The following is a 14,506-nucleotide window of genomic DNA, read 5'->3' on the forward strand; positions in this document are numbered from 1 at the left end:
TAAAAAAGCTCCCCTCGTCAGCTGGGAAACTGGTGCTATACTCAAATTATGTTAAAAAATTCACAGATATAGTTAACCACAAAATATAAAATCGGTATATCAACACTAGGGAATAGGTGAGCAGAATGGAAAACAAGAAGGTCATCGTCATTGGCGGGGGCATTACGGGGCTTGCGACGGCTTTTTACCTCCAAAAAGAAGCAAGCGAAAAATTGATTCCATTACAGGTGAAATTAGTAGAAGCGAGCGAGAGGCTTGGAGGTGTGATCAGCACGGCAAAGAGGGATGGTTTTACCATCGAACGGGGTCCTGATTCAATCATTGCCAGAAAAAAGAGCGCGCTTAGATTAATAGAAGAAGTAGGCCTCCAGGATAAAATCGTTTCAAATACTGCAGGTAAATCCTATATTTACGCACGCGGAAAGCTGCATACCATGCCAGAGGGATCGTTCATGGGAATCCCTACACAGGTTACTCCGTTTGCGCTGTCGGGGCTGTTTTCTCCTCTGGGCAAACTGCGGGCAGCCGGGGATTTTATTTTACCAAAGGGCAAGGCGATGGAAGACCAATCTTTAGGGGCTTTTTTCCGCAGACGTCTTGGAGATGAAGTGGTGGAAAATCTGATTGAACCATTATTGTCCGGGATTTATGCAGGGGATATCGATGAGCTCAGCCTGATGGCGCTGTTTCCGAACTTCTATGATATTGAACAGAAGCATGGCAGCCTCGTAGTCGGCCTGAACAAGACGATGCCAAAGCCGCCGAAAACAGCGAAAAAGGTTCCTTCCAAAAAGGGAATGTTCATTTCTCTGACTACCGGATTGGAAGAGCTCATCCGCCAAGTGGAAAAAAGACTTCAAAAGGACTCTGTTCTTAAGGGAACAGCAGTAGAAAAAGTTGAAAAGCTGGAGAAGGGCTATCGGGTACTATTCACTAGCGGAGAAGCAGAAATTGCGGACAGCGTCGTTATCGCAACAGACCGTTTCCATGCCCGGAAGATGCTGTCTGATTACTCCTTTATGGATGTTTTTAAAGACATGCCAGCCAATTCGGTTGCCAATGTAGCGATGGCGTTCCCGAAGTCAGCGATTGAAAAAGACATCGAGGGAACTGGCTTCCTCGTTTCCAGGAACAGCTGCTTCAGGATTACTGCCTGTACCTGGACGCATAAGAAGTGGCCCGGAACGGCTCCCGAGGATATGGCATTGCTGCGCTGTTATGTAGGAAAGCCGGATGACCAGGGGGCAGTCGATCTTTCTGATGAAGAAATAGTCGAGCTTGTCTTAAAAGATTTAAACAAAACGATGAATATCACCGTGAAGCCTGAGTTTCACATCGTGACAAGATGGAAAAAGGCGATGCCACAGTATACAGTAGGTCATTTGCAGAAAATCGAAAAGGTTAAGGAGAATTTAAGCAGGGAGCTCCCAGGAGTCTTCCTAGCCGGTGGCTCCTTTGAAGGAGTGGGGATTCCTGGCTGCATCGACCAGGCAGAAGCTGCAGTAGGAAAAGTTCTTAATTATCTAACCTAAGATGTGGTTTCAGACTGTAGGATATGATTTTCCTACAGTCTGATTGCATTTGGTGTTATTTAGTATTCGTGAATCCGCCATCAATTCGGATCACTTCACCATTAATATACTCAGCCTTGGATGTTAATAAGAATGTTACAAGTTCTGCTACCTCTTCCGGTGTTCCCAGGCGTTGTTGGGGAATTCCTCTCGTGGCATTCTCCTTCATTTCCGGATTAGCTTCATAGAAAGCTTTTACCATTGGAGTTTCTGTTGGGCCTGGAGCAATGGCGTTCACGCGAAGTCCTTCTTTGCCGTATTCCGCAACCATACTCTTTGTCAGGCCGATAATTCCATGCTTTGTAGCTGAATAAGTTACGACAGAATCCTGCCCGATCACACCCGCACTGGATGCAGTGTTAACGATGGAGCCGCCTCCATTTTTCAGCATTACTTCTGCAACGTAGCGTACACCGTATAAAGCTCCCATTAAATTGATGCCGACTATTTTATTCATTTCTTCAATGGAAGAATCCAGGAAGTATGCCCCGCTGCCAGAGATTCCCGCATTGTTGAAGAAATAATCAATTGTCCCAAAATGTTCAACGGTTTGATCAACATAATTTTTTACATCTTCTTGTTTGGAAACATCAGCTTTGATAAAAATGGAATCTGCTCCTGCTTTTTTTACCATTTCAACAGTTTCATTTCCGCCTTCTTCATTAATATCAACAACAGCGATGTCCACTCCTTCCTCTGCTAATCTAAGTGCGGCAGCCTGGCCTAATCCACTGCCTCCGCCTGTAATGATGGCAACCTTATTCATATGTAAAACCTCCTATAAAATCATTCGATTTATATTTTGGACCTATGCACGGATAACCATGACTTTATTAAAGTACCCTGAACTACCCTTAAATAACATTCATTAAGCGATTCCAGTCAGGGAAGTAGAGAACTTATAAAATACATCTTTTGAAAAGTGGAAACTTTCAGTAAAATAGTATTATAAAGATAATGAAATGTTTGGAGAGATCTCTATGCGTAATAGTTTTCCCCTGTTTGGAACCGAGGATCATACGAATTATAATCCAGATGAGCTTCTTGATTTATTTTTGGGCTGTACTGCGGACGGGTTTGCTATTGTCGATATGGAGAATCGCTTTGTCAGGATCAACCATATATATACAAAGATTTTCGGGTTCACCGAGGAGGATGTTATCGGACGCACCTTCTATGAATTTGCCAATCCCCAGTTCGTACCGGATATTATTGAGGAAGTGCAAAAGGGACAAGCTTATACCAATATGATCACCCAGCGTTACCATAAGGATGGTTCTCTGCTGGACATTGCAGTTTCCTATTCTCCATTCCGCAATAAAAACGGAGAAATCATTGCCGTCATTGCTATTTATCGAGATATAACGGAAATTGTCCAAATGGAAAAAGAACTGCACAGGACCCGGGAACTCTATGAATTGATTACCGAAAATACGACTGATATGATCAAGGTCATCCAAAAGGATAAAACAATTGTTTACGCTTCGCCTTCTCATGGGAAAGTAATAGGTTTGCCCCCCGAGAAGATTGTCGGCAAAAGCTTAAGCGAATTTTTAACGCCAAAAGAAGACATGATTCTGGATAAAAAACTAAACGAAATCCTGGAAACGGGAGAGCCGCAGCTTCTTCAAAAAAAATTCACTACCTGCGACAATACTGCTGTTTATACAGAATACAATTTTTCACCAATTTATAATGACAAAAAAGAAATCGAATCGTTCGTTAGCGTCGGGAGGAATATTACCGACCGGGTCAAAAATGATGCCACAATCCGAAATCTGGACCGCCTGTCTGTTACCGGGCAGCTTGCAGCAGGAGTGGCACATGAAATCCGCAACCCGCTGACCGCTCTGAAGGGCTTCTCGAAGCTGCTGCAAACCTGTTTCGAAAAAGAGAAGCAGGCAGATTACTTATCGATCATCATGAATGAACTGGACCGTATCGATATGATTGTCAATGAGTTCATGTCACTCGCCAAGCCGCAGGCTGTCCAATTTGTCGAAGAGGATTTAAGAACGATCCTTGACAGCACAATCAGTGTCATCCACCCGCAAGCAATGCTGCACAATGTCCAGGTCAATACAAATTACAGTGAAGACCCAGTCATGCTGCTTTGCAATCCGCATCAGCTCAAACAAGTGTTTTTGAACTTTCTTAAAAATGCGATTGAATCGATGCCGCATGGCGGGAAGGTCTTTATCAATACAAAAAAGGACAGTGAAGGGAAGATACTGATCAGCATTGCTGATGAAGGGCCGGGAATTGAAGCGGAGCTGATGAGGTACTTGGGAACGCCGTTTTACACGACAAAGGATAAGGGAATCGGGCTTGGCTTGACTGTCAGTAATAAAATCATCCAGGAACATAACGGCCAGATGAAAATTGAAAGCGAAAAAGGGAAGGGAACAACCGTAATGGTCTATTTGGATTTCATTGAAAAGTAAGGAAAAAGCGGCTTCCATTTGGGAGCCGCTTTCTGCTATTTTTCCTCTTCATTAAACCATAGAGGGTCATTGTTATCGACCTCTCCATTATAATTAATGACAATTTCCTCTCCAGCACGGATATCACGGTATGCATAGAAATCAAAGGTGTGATTGTCAAAATTGATATCATATGTCGCATTAGGCTCATAGGAATGGTTGAACAGCATTCCATATCCAAGCAGGATGGCCGAATGGTTGATTCCATATTCAAATGCATAGTCAGCGAGTGCCGTTTTTTCGATATGCTCATGCTGCTCGTTCGGATAAGAAAGTACTGGTGCTTCATGGATCAGCTCGCCTTTCGCAATGTCACGCTTGGCGAATACACCTCTGTTGAACTCTCCGTTGCTTATGGTTGAAGTTTTGATTTCGATCATAGTATCACCTGCTCGTCCTCTTCTAGTTGGTCAATCCTCTTAAGCATGACGGTTATTTGAGTGAAATGCAAACATTATCAGTAATATTTTGTTACCAGCAAAGAACTGACCAGCAGGAGGGTTACTCTTATAGGAATACAAATATTCATTGAAGCCTATCTGACTTGCTCAATGGTAGTGTCAGGCATCACTTTACTTCTTAACAATTTTAGATGGATTATTGATTTTATAGGCCACCGATACATCCAGCAGCATTGCTTCATCTTCAACATCCTTGCCCTTGGGCAGGCTTTTCTTGACGATTTTTCCATCGAACTCCAGCTCCTGGCCAGGTTCAAGCTCCAGCTTTTTCAAGGTTTTGCTATGTGAACCCCAGGCAAGGCCGACCTCGATCGGTTCATCCTGCTCAATCCGTACATCCTCGAACACGACCACTTCATCATTATCCTCATTGAAATGGTTCCAGCTAAAGGCAAATTGCTTCACCTTGGCTGTAAAATGGACCTTATCTTCAGGCAGCACCAACTTAGCTGCCTTTTCCTTTTTTTCCTTCGCCTTCTTCGCTGGTTTCTCTGCTTTTTCCTCAACTGAAGGAACTGAACTTTGCACCTTTTCAGTTTTAGTGGCAGCTTCTGGTTTAGCAGTTAAGCTTTCTTCGCTCTGTTCAATGAGCTCCTTGCCGAAGCCTGAGGACTGCATCTCTTTCAAATAGGCAGGCTGGATGCACATCAGGTTTCCATCCGGGAATTCAACCACAAGTGTGTTGTATTCAGCCGTTTCACCGAAGGTTTCGAAACCCTTGATAGCCACCAGGCAGTGCTGGTATCTGTCCTTGTACCAAAATTCCTTCTTGGCGCTCAGGCCCCATTCTTTCACTTTTTCAAAATATTGGGTTTCATCTTCGAACTGTTCGTATACGCCTTTTGGCGGAATGTATTGTGTCAAATGTGATTGTTTTGTGCCAGCAGTTGAACTCGCCATGTGTCCACTTCCTTTCTCTTTCATTTTACCTTCTACCCAGCAAGAAAAAAAGCATCTGCCATTGGTAACCTTATAAGCACATGTCCCATAGAGTGGACACATTTTTCCTTTACTAGATTTCTGCCCTTACGCTTTCTGTTTTTCTGGAATTAATTAAATAAGAAAGCAGTTTTTTTAGCAAACCATGACTGCAAGGAGGAACGTTGTGGATACAAAATTTTTAAAGAAGTGCATGAAGGAAATCAAAGTAACCAATCTGGAGAACGAGGATGTCGATGTTGTCAATAATTCTCCCCTGGAGATGATAGGCAAAGGGCGTCAGGGTGCCGTATTCAAATTCACTGAGGATATATGCGTAAAAGTATTTGGCAATATGGAGGACTGCGAGCGCGAATACTATGCCCTGTCTCTTGGCCAGAAATCAGAGCTTTTTCCGCGCCTGCACGCAAAGGGAGATTTGTATATTGCAATGGATATCATCAAAGGTGTGGACGTCAGAGAATATTTGCAGTCACAGCCGCTGACTGAAGAACTATCGCTAAAGCTGATCCACCTGCTGGTAACCTTCAAGGAGATAGGCTTTGACCGGATCGACCATCATAAGAGGCAGATTTACCTGCAGCCGGACGGAAGCCTGAAGGTCATTGACGTGGCAAGAGCTGTCTGGCGTGATCGCGTCTATCCATATCCAAGAAAATTGCTCACTTCCCTTGGGGAGAAAAATAAAAAAATCTTCCTTTCCCATGTAGAGGAGCTGAAACCAGAGCTTTACGAGGAATGGAAGTACTATATCCAAATGGAAGAGATTTCGCGTGAGATCTATCATTTATTGCTTGAGGAAAAACCAGATAAGGCAAAAATCAGTGAACTAAGCGAAAAACTTTTAAATGTTTCAGATAAAAAGGTTCATTTTAGCCAGCTGGAAAATATGATGCACAAAGTCTTCAAGGAAGAATGGGTCAAGACAATGCTCGCGCGCGGCGCTGACCCTGATGAAGTTATGGATAAAATTGATGAACACTGGGATCGGTTAGAGAATAAGATTTTGCCTAAAGAACGAAGAAAGAGGAATGGCAAAGGGAAGCAGGGGAACATTGATTTGTCTTCTTACTTCACTAAAGCAGCCGGAAAGGAATTAAAGAGTCCGAAGATAGACAATGCATCCTGGGAGAAAGTCCTGGAAGGGCTGGACAAGAAAAAGAAGAAAAGCAAGAAACGGAAGAAGTGAGTAAACAAGGGGAGGAGCCAAAATTTCAGCGAGGAGTAACCGGAATGAAAGTACTCGTAATCTGGCGGCTTCTGACAGTCGGCGGTGTCAATGCCGGGTGGCGGAATCGCTCGATTTATTTTAAAAAGCATGGAATTGATACGGAATTCCTGTATACAACTGATCATGGCGGACTTCATATCATGGAGGACATCGCTCCTGTTTATTTAACCAAGGACGAAAAGAAGATTATCAACATCATCAAATCAAATCATTACGACGCAATCATCGTAGTTGATACTGCTGCTGCCTATAAATGGATCCTGAAGGCAAAATACACCGGACCAGTGATCATCGAGGCACGGACACCGGAAATCATCAAACTGCAGCCACATATAAAAAGTTTCAGGGGAATCAAACCAGAAACCATTATTGTTCCATCTGACTATCAAAAACGGATTGTCTCTATTTTGACGGAGACAGAACCAGTAGAAGTCATCTATAACGGAATCGATACATCCTTTTTTAAAATGCTGCCGGAAAAACTGATCGATTACAGCAGTGCTCCTGTTCTTCCTGAGGGCAAGAAAATCATTGGCTGGATCGGAAGACTGGATAAACGGAAAAACTGGCCCATGCTCTTGGAGATAGCAAAGAAGGTAAAGCGAGAGCGAAATGATATAGAGTTCTGGGTGATTGGCGGCGCACAGAGCGTTCAGCGTGAAGATTTCGCAGCAAAATGGCAGGAAGAGAACCTTGAGGATATCGTTAAATGGTTTCCTGTCATCCCCTATCAGCAAATGCCACATGTTTATGCCAAAATCCGAAAGTCAGGTGGCTGCACACTCGCCACGACGAAATCGGAGTCCTTCGGCAACACTTTTATCGAATCGATGGCGTGCGGTGTGCCGGTAGTAGCCTCTAATATGAAGCCAGTCACGGAGCTGGTTTTACCCGGGCAGACCGGGATGCTCTTCCGAGGGCAAAATGTCGACGATGCGGTAAAGAAACTGTATTCAATCCTTGATGCACCAGAGCTTCATCACCAGATGTCAAGAACGTCAAGCCAGCATGTACAGCAGCATTTTGCGATTGAAGTGGTAGCCGACCAATATATTGATTTGCTTTATGAAATTGTTCATGGTGACCGGAAGGGGGCGGGCAAGAGATGATTCAGCCTGTCGCTTATCGGAGAAAACTGGAGGGCAAATCGAATGCCCATTTAATAGCCTTCGACGATGGAAGAGAGTATGTCGTTAAATTTTTTCAGGAAGGCTTCGAGAGGACTTTGCCAAACGAATGGTTATCCTATTGCCTCGCAAGATATCTGGGACTGCCGGTGCCATTCTCACAGTTGGCAGAGATACCGGCTGACTTTATTGCGAAAAGCCCTGAGCTTTCAGGAGTAATTGTCACACAGTACCAATTTGCCTCCCTATATGTTCCCGACTGCCTAAACGGACATGAAGTTTCTGGCATTACCAGTATCGTTAACAATGAGACACTGGCGGCTGTTATCCTGTTTGACTATTGGATGGGAAACCGTGACCGGACGAGAAAAAATATCCTTTTTCAGTGTGTTGATCAAAATTTTTATAAAATGTGGATCATCGACCATGCGGAGGTCTTAGGCTCGTATAATTGGCAAATCGACAAGCTTGAAACTATCCCGACAGGCATCAGAAAAAGCGCAGCACATCTGTTCATGGCCTCTTTTACCGAAAGAGAGGATGCGTTTTCCGAAGCGTTGGAGCTGATTCAAACAATTCCGATTTTCCTGCTAGAAGAAATTGTCGCTGTGATTCCTGAGGATTGGCAGGTCACAAAGGAAGAACGGAAGGCCATGGTGACAGCACTGCTAAAACGGCGGACGAAAATGCTTCCCAAATTGATGGCCAGATATATCAAAAAAGTATATTTGCCAATGCAAGAAAAACTGAAGTGATTCCGGGCCAGAGGGCAGAATCTGAAAAACAAGAATGATGTCATTCTTGTTTTTTAATTTTGATTTATAACCTATAAAGTCTTAAGGCTATTTATATCACCTGCCTAGGCATCGTATTTTTCATAGGCTGGAATCTATTAAGCAATGGCATCCAAGAGTCTATTTTAGGTTTGATAGGCTTTCAACGTGACCGCTGCTCGCCCATTTGAATATACAAGATTATCGGATTCAAAGAGGGAGGCAGCATATGAAAGTACGAAAAGCGATAATCCCTGCAGCGGGGCTTGGAACGCGGTTCTTGCCGGCGACAAAGGCACAGGCAAAGGAAATGCTGCCGATAGTGGATAAGCCGACAATCCAATATATAGTAGAGGAAGCAGTAGCCTCCGGGATTGAGGAAATTATCATTATTATCGGCAGAGGGAAGCGGTCAATTGAGGATCATTTCGATAAATCTTATGAATTGGAAGATGCATTATTAAAAAAGAATCAGATTGCTATTTTAGAAGAAGTCCAGAAAATTTCAAGCCTGGCGAATTTATACTATGTCCGCCAAAAGGAAGCATTGGGCCTTGGACACGCCATTTTATGCGCACAAAGCTTCATCGGCAACGAGCCCTTCGCAGTATTGCTCGGGGATGATATTGTATTATCGGAAACCCCTTGCCTAAAGCAGATCATCAATGTGTTCGAATACTGCAACAGCTCCGTAGTCGCGATCCAGCCTGTACCTGAAGAGGCTGTAAGTAAGTATGGAATTATTAAACCAAAGGGAGCAAGCCTTCAGCCAGACTTGTTTTACATTGATTCCCTGGTAGAAAAGCCTGTTCAGCAAGAGGCCCCATCTAACTTTGCCATCATGGGCCGCTATATCTTAAGGCCAGAGATTTTTGAAGTTCTGGAAAAGCTGCCCTACGGACATAACGGGGAGCTGCAGCTGACTGATGCAATCAATGAATTGAATAAAAAGCAGGCTGTACTCGCTTATAACTTTGAAGGAAGACGCTACGACATTGGCGACAAGATAGGGTTCATCAAAGCAACGATCGACTTTGCATTGGAAAGGGAAGATATCAGGCAAAACGTGCTTGAATACCTTGAAAAGGTTTATCTTGAAGCAAAGGCCGAGAGTCAGGACGGGGAGGAATTGCCATGAGGATCGCCGTCTTGGGTACAGGATATGTCGGCCTGTCCACTGGTGTCTGTCTCGCAGAGATTGGCCACAAGGTAGTCTGCATCGATGTTGATGAAAAGAAAGTGGAAACACTCAAACAAGGAATTTCACCTATATATGAGCCAGGGCTTGAAGAGCTGCTGATTAGAAACATGAAAGCAGGAAACCTTGATTTTACCACATCCCACTATAAAGGCTTGTCCCAGGCAGAAATTGTGATTATCGCTGTCGGAACTCCTCAGGGTGAGGATGGCAGCGCGGATCTGTCCTATCTGGAACGAGCCATAAAGGATATGGCTATCCATATTGAGAAGGATACAGTTGTGGTGATCAAGAGCACCGTACCCGTTGGAACAAATGAATACATTAAGGGCTTGCTTGAGGCAGAGCTGAAGGGGAGGGTCCCTTTTCAAATGGTTTCCAATCCTGAATTCCTGCGGCAGGGATCAGCAATAACGGATACGATGATGGCAGACAGGATTATCATCGGAGCGGAGCATGCTGACGCCGCTGAAAAAATCAAGGGAATGTACCAGCCGCTCGGAGTTCCTTTTGTCCTTACGGATGTGAAAAGTGCAGAAATGATTAAATATGCGGCAAATGCATTCCTGGCTACGAAGATAAGTTTTATCAACGAAATCGCCAATCTTTGTGAAGCAGCAGGGGCAGATGTGGAAGACGTCTCAATCGGAATGGGGCTGGATAGACGGATTGGAGAAGCGTTTCTAAAAGCGGGAATCGGGTATGGCGGCTCTTGTTTTCCGAAGGATGTAAAAGCACTTCTCCACACCTCCTCGCAGCATGGAATTCCATTTTCACTGCTAAAAGAAACAATTGCGATTAATGAGCAGCAGCATGAGCTTCTTGTGAAGAAAGCATTGCAGCATTTCGGCGGGAAGCTGACTGGATTAAAGATTGCAATGCTTGGCCTCGCCTTCAAACCAGAAACAGACGACATGCGGGAAGCACCATCGATTAAAATTGCAAAAGCTTTAATTGCGCTCGGAGCCAATGTAACAGGTTACGACCCAGTGGCAGCGGCGAATGCTACTAAAGTAATCGGCAATAGTATCGAATATGCAGCTTCAGCCTTCGAAGCTGCATCAGGAGCTGACGCACTGTTCATTGTTACAGAATGGAAGGAATTCAGGCAGCTTGATCTGGCAGCTTTGGTGAAAACCATGAAGCAGCCCATTGTTTTCGACGGGCGGAATTGCCTGTTGGAAGAGGCAATCCATTCATGCGAGAGGATTGAATATTACCCGGTTGGGCGGCCAGGGATTGTGATTGGAAAAGAAAGCTGAGGAGTGCCTTGACAGGTAAGGTCTCTTAAGACAGCTCAAAAGCGAAAAGCAATGATGAGTTGTTCTAATAGCCCCTCTTAAGATAATTCAAACGGAAAAATTGAAGCTGGGTGGTTCTAATAAGCATTCTCAAGACAAGTCAAAAGCAAAAACCAAGCTAAGTGGTTTTAATAAGAGCTCTCAAGACAATTCAAAAGCGAATATTGATGATGAGTGATTCTAATAGGCACTCTCAAGACAATTCAAATGCGAAAATTGATGATGAATGGTTCTAATAGGCACTCTCAAGACAATTCAAAAGCAAAAATTAATGATGAATGGTTCTAATAGGCACTCTCAAGACAATTCAAAAGCGAAAATTGATAATGAGTGGTTCTAATAGGCGCTCTCAAGACAATTCAAACGGAAAATCCGAAGCTGAGTGGCTTTAATAGAAGCTCTCAAGACAATTCAAAAAGAAAAAACGACGCTAAGTGGTTCTAATAGGCCCTCTCCATAACTATTTCAGTTCTCCCCAATACATTGTTTCAAAGAAGGGCAAATTCGTCCTTCTTTTTTATTTTCGAAAGGGAATAGTAAGGGTAAACTTTCATCGATAAAGGACAACAGAGGGGGGTGCTATATGAAGTTCAATATGCAGCTGGTGACTGCGTTCTTTGTATCTTTGATAGGGTTCATAGCGATGTCTTTTCTCGTACGAGCCAACCAGATTGTAAGGTTTGACAGCTACATCATTTCATTGATTCAGGGGACAGAGGCTGGGTGGCTCACAAGAATCATGAAATTCTTCACCTATATTGGTACTATTCGATTTATCGCCATCCTCTCTATTTTCGTTTTGTTTTTTCTTTTTAAAGTGCTTAAGCACAGGCTGGAAATTCTGATTTATTTAGCTGTGGTGTTCAGTACTCCACTCCTTAACAGGCTTCTAAAATTGTACTTCGAAAGGGCAAGGCCCGACATGCACCGACTGATCGAAATTGGCGGTTATAGCTTTCCAAGCGGACATGCGATGAATGCGTTTTCGTTTTACGGTATTCTTGCATTCTTAGTATGGCGCCATGTTTCAACCAGTTCAGGGAGGACAGCGGTTATTTTAATCAGCAGTTTCATGATTGCTGCCATCGGCGCCAGCAGAATTTATTTAGGTGTCCATTATCCAAGTGATGTCATCGGGGGCTATCTTGCAAGCGGATTATGGATATCGACCGTCATCTGGGTGTTCCAAAGATATCAGGAAAGGCATTATCCAGCCCTGGAAGGTGCGCCTGACTAAATGAAGAAACGCCTGCTATCTTTATCCAGATAGCAGGCGCTGTCATTATTTTTCCGTTATCTCTTTAATACTTTTTCCTTCAACGAATTTCGGAGTTTCCAGCCCTAAAATATCGTACACGGTAGGGGCGATATCCAGGTTCGAGATGGGCTTCAATTTTTCTTTTTGAGGGATGTCCGGTCCCATTGCGATAAAAGTTGCTTTGAGCTTCTCACGCTCGGGGCTGCCTCCGTGAGTCCCAAGCTCTGCTGCAGGCTTGACCACTTTTGACATTCCATTACCCATGATATAGCCTGGAGCAGCCATTAACAGTATATCACCGGAATGGTCGTCCTTCATATCCGGTTTGCCTTTTGGGCTCAGGCGCTTAATGTCCTCGTATGGATAGCTGTCTGTACGGAATACGTGGCTGTATAATTCTTTCGTGTTCTCTTCAAGGGAGCCCATGGACAGCCCTTCATTCCAGATACTTTTCCACATTTCATTCAGGTGGTGGGTAACCACTTTTCCTTTTACATTCCTTTCCACTTTCACTTCCTTGAAGGCACTGATAATTTCTTCCCTGACTTCTTCATACTCGCTTTCTGGGACAACACCGTATTTTTCCCGTGATTGGAGGTTGATATAAATATGTGCCGCCGATCCGCTTGGGATGGCAATTACTTTGGATTTTTTTATATCTACCTTGCCCTCTGGAGTTGCAACAATGAGGCCTTTGTCTTTCAAGATTTTATTTGGCTCGAGAGTGGAGTGGGCAGGCTCCATCCCATGGTCAGACACGATGAATAGGTTTTCGTTTTTCTCCAATGAGCTCACCGTTTTTCCGACAATGTTATCTGCTGTCTTATACGCCCATTCGATATTTTTCATATAACGCTTTGATTTTTCAGCCGTGTAGCCGGGCTGGCGCGGATCTGCCAGGAGGTACAAATGCTCCTGGTGATCGATTTGCGGAGCGTAGAACATCAGGAGGTCCGGTTCGTATTCGTTCTTGATGAACAGAGATACGTCTGTCACCCAATTCGCGAAACGCTCTGAGATCTCTTCGTATTCTTGTCGGCTAATCCAGCCTTTCTCAAGGGCACTATCATCATCCTGGGCTGGGAAAAAGCCGAATTTTTCTCGAATGGTTTGGCTGAAACCTTTTGGGCCATCAATTTCCGCAGAGGTGACCGCTGTCCTGTATAGTTTCGTCTCCTGTTTCAGGGTTTGATCGCCGGATGCAAACCTGAACCAGAAGCCTGCAGCCTGATTATTTTTCACATTTAGGCTAAGGGATCCCCATTCAGTTCGTTTAACTCCAGCCACTCCCTCCTCAAGCTGTTTGCTCTCAGAAATCACAAAGTGATTGTAATTTTCCTTCTGGTCGTTGGAGGAGTCATAGGCTAGTACATACAGGGTCCTGTCTTTGCCATCTTTAACTTTTAATTGGAAGGAAGTTTCCTTTAGAGGACTATAGCTCTGAGGGGTGTCTTTCCAGTTAACAGCATTGGTGAAGGTCAGCTTTTCTTCCTTGCTGGGGGACCACGTTTTCCCGTAATAGATGCTGTAGTCACCCTGTTTGCCAGTTTTCGGATTCGCACCGGCAAAAGCTACTGTCGCAGTTGTTTTGCCTTGTTTTCTTGCCTCGACCCACAATGGATCTACGTCAAGCTCACTTAAAAAAGCGTCCTGCTTATTCGTCAATGCTTTGTCAGGCTCCTGCCACACATTGCTAACGATTGAGGTTTTTAGCGGCGGTGCCCCGGTCGCTATTGCTGCATGTGATGGAGCTGTAAGTGAGGGGCTGACCGTGGTCGCATATTTTGCCATGCTGCCTTCCTTTACGGCCTTTTCGATATTGGGCAGCTTTCCATCCTTCATATATTTTCTTGTCAGGTCATTTCTCATCCCGTCAAAGGAAATGAGGACCACTTGGTGATCGCTCTTTGCGAAAGCGGCTGACTGAAATGTACTTGTAAAAATTAATATCATGAATATAAGCGCTGTGAAAATTCTTGCTGTCATAAAATCTCCCTTTAATCGTCTATTTTTCTCTAGTTTGTTTTACCTGGTTTTTTAGCGGTTAAAACTTTTTTTAACCTGGCTATTCCTGTAAATATAATTGACGGAATTGTTACAATGAAGGGTCATTCGTTTTAACTTGAGTGCATAGGGGAATAAGTAGAAATAAAGACAAATACAT

Annotated in this window: 12 protein-coding genes; 8 read left to right on the forward strand and 4 right to left on the reverse strand. The window is 44.0% G+C overall.

The window, feature by feature from the left end:
- The first annotated feature begins 125 nt into the window (after positions 1-125).
- Positions 126-1,532 (forward strand): protoporphyrinogen oxidase, encoded by a 1,407-nt coding sequence (hemY, locus tag AC3EBE_RS24345; protein WP_488597611.1) that lies wholly within the window; start codon positions 126-128, stop codon positions 1,530-1,532.
- A gap of 55 nt (positions 1,533-1,587) precedes the next feature.
- Here the strand turns inward: hemY and AC3EBE_RS24350 are convergent, their stop codons facing one another.
- Positions 1,588-2,337, reverse strand: a complete 750-nt coding sequence (locus AC3EBE_RS24350; RefSeq protein ID WP_488597612.1) for an SDR family NAD(P)-dependent oxidoreductase — start codon at positions 2,335-2,337, stop codon at positions 1,588-1,590.
- 214 nt (positions 2,338-2,551) lie between these two features.
- Between AC3EBE_RS24350 and AC3EBE_RS24355 the strand changes: the two genes are divergently transcribed.
- Entirely contained in the window at positions 2,552-4,015 is a 1,464-nt protein-coding gene (locus tag AC3EBE_RS24355; protein WP_488597613.1) for a PAS domain-containing sensor histidine kinase, read from the forward strand.
- A 35-nt stretch (positions 4,016-4,050) separates the two neighbouring features.
- Here AC3EBE_RS24355 and AC3EBE_RS24360 read toward each other — a convergent pair whose 3' ends face one another.
- Both AC3EBE_RS24360 and AC3EBE_RS24365 read right to left on the reverse strand, forming a co-directional pair.
- Positions 4,051-4,434, reverse strand: a complete 384-nt coding sequence (locus AC3EBE_RS24360) for an SET domain-containing protein (protein WP_488597614.1) — start codon at positions 4,432-4,434, stop codon at positions 4,051-4,053.
- 192 nt (positions 4,435-4,626) lie between these two features.
- The gene (locus AC3EBE_RS24365) at positions 4,627-5,415 is read right to left on the reverse strand and encodes a hypothetical protein (RefSeq protein ID WP_488597615.1); all 789 of its coding nucleotides are present in this window, start codon (positions 5,413-5,415) and stop codon (positions 4,627-4,629) included.
- A gap of 205 nt (positions 5,416-5,620) precedes the next feature.
- Here AC3EBE_RS24365 and AC3EBE_RS24370 point away from each other — a divergent pair, with 205 nt between their 5' ends.
- The 6 genes from AC3EBE_RS24370 to AC3EBE_RS24395 all read left to right on the forward strand — a co-directional run bounded on the left by AC3EBE_RS24370 (position 5,621) and on the right by AC3EBE_RS24395 (position 12,321).
- Positions 5,621-6,643: a BUD32 family EKC/KEOPS complex subunit gene (locus AC3EBE_RS24370; protein ID WP_488597616.1), complete on the forward strand. Its 1,023-nt coding sequence runs from the start codon at positions 5,621-5,623 to the stop codon at positions 6,641-6,643.
- A gap of 44 nt (positions 6,644-6,687) precedes the next feature.
- Positions 6,688-7,794, forward strand: coding sequence for a glycosyltransferase family 4 protein (locus AC3EBE_RS24375; protein WP_488597617.1), 1,107 nt, complete (start codon positions 6,688-6,690; stop codon positions 7,792-7,794).
- A complete protein-coding gene (locus AC3EBE_RS24380; protein ID WP_488597618.1) occupies positions 7,791-8,567 on the forward strand; it encodes a HipA family kinase in 777 nt (258 codons plus the stop codon). The genes AC3EBE_RS24375 and AC3EBE_RS24380 overlap by 4 nt, the downstream gene beginning before the upstream one ends.
- A gap of 247 nt (positions 8,568-8,814) precedes the next feature.
- Positions 8,815-9,723, forward strand: coding sequence for a UTP--glucose-1-phosphate uridylyltransferase GalU (gene galU, locus AC3EBE_RS24385; protein WP_488597619.1), 909 nt, complete (start codon positions 8,815-8,817; stop codon positions 9,721-9,723).
- Positions 9,720-11,045, forward strand: coding sequence for a UDP-glucose dehydrogenase family protein (locus AC3EBE_RS24390; protein ID WP_488597620.1), 1,326 nt, complete (start codon positions 9,720-9,722; stop codon positions 11,043-11,045). The genes galU and AC3EBE_RS24390 overlap by 4 nt, the downstream gene beginning before the upstream one ends.
- A gap of 622 nt (positions 11,046-11,667) precedes the next feature.
- Positions 11,668-12,321, forward strand: a complete 654-nt coding sequence (locus tag AC3EBE_RS24395) for a phosphatase PAP2 family protein (RefSeq protein WP_488597621.1) — start codon at positions 11,668-11,670, stop codon at positions 12,319-12,321.
- Between the two features lie 45 nt (positions 12,322-12,366).
- Here the strand turns inward: AC3EBE_RS24395 and AC3EBE_RS24400 are convergent, their stop codons facing one another.
- Positions 12,367-14,328: an alkaline phosphatase family protein gene (locus tag AC3EBE_RS24400; RefSeq protein WP_488597622.1), complete on the reverse strand. Its 1,962-nt coding sequence runs from the start codon at positions 14,326-14,328 to the stop codon at positions 12,367-12,369.
- Positions 14,329-14,506: the final 178 nt, after the last annotated feature.

The organism is Mesobacillus sp., from assembly GCF_057785455.1.

What these genes read in the sequence shown, in the direction of transcription:
- hemY (WP_488597611.1), top strand. Translation starts at nt 126, where the DNA reads ATGGAAAACAAGAAGGTCATCGTCATTGGCGGGGGCATTACGGGGCTT.
- AC3EBE_RS24350 (WP_488597612.1), bottom strand. Translation starts at nt 2,337, where the DNA reads ATGAATAAGGTTGCCATCATTACAGGCGGAGGCAGTGGATTAGGCCAG.
- AC3EBE_RS24355 (WP_488597613.1), top strand. Translation starts at nt 2,552, where the DNA reads ATGCGTAATAGTTTTCCCCTGTTTGGAACCGAGGATCATACGAATTAT.
- AC3EBE_RS24360 (WP_488597614.1), bottom strand. Translation starts at nt 4,434, where the DNA reads ATGATCGAAATCAAAACTTCAACCATAAGCAACGGAGAGTTCAACAGA.
- AC3EBE_RS24365 (WP_488597615.1), bottom strand. Translation starts at nt 5,415, where the DNA reads ATGGCGAGTTCAACTGCTGGCACAAAACAATCACATTTGACACAATAC.
- AC3EBE_RS24375 (WP_488597617.1), top strand. Translation starts at nt 6,688, where the DNA reads ATGAAAGTACTCGTAATCTGGCGGCTTCTGACAGTCGGCGGTGTCAAT.
- AC3EBE_RS24380 (WP_488597618.1), top strand. Translation starts at nt 7,791, where the DNA reads ATGATTCAGCCTGTCGCTTATCGGAGAAAACTGGAGGGCAAATCGAAT.
- galU (WP_488597619.1), top strand. Translation starts at nt 8,815, where the DNA reads ATGAAAGTACGAAAAGCGATAATCCCTGCAGCGGGGCTTGGAACGCGG.
- AC3EBE_RS24390 (WP_488597620.1), top strand. Translation starts at nt 9,720, where the DNA reads ATGAGGATCGCCGTCTTGGGTACAGGATATGTCGGCCTGTCCACTGGT.
- AC3EBE_RS24395 (WP_488597621.1), top strand. Translation starts at nt 11,668, where the DNA reads ATGAAGTTCAATATGCAGCTGGTGACTGCGTTCTTTGTATCTTTGATA.
- AC3EBE_RS24400 (WP_488597622.1), bottom strand. Translation starts at nt 14,328, where the DNA reads ATGACAGCAAGAATTTTCACAGCGCTTATATTCATGATATTAATTTTT.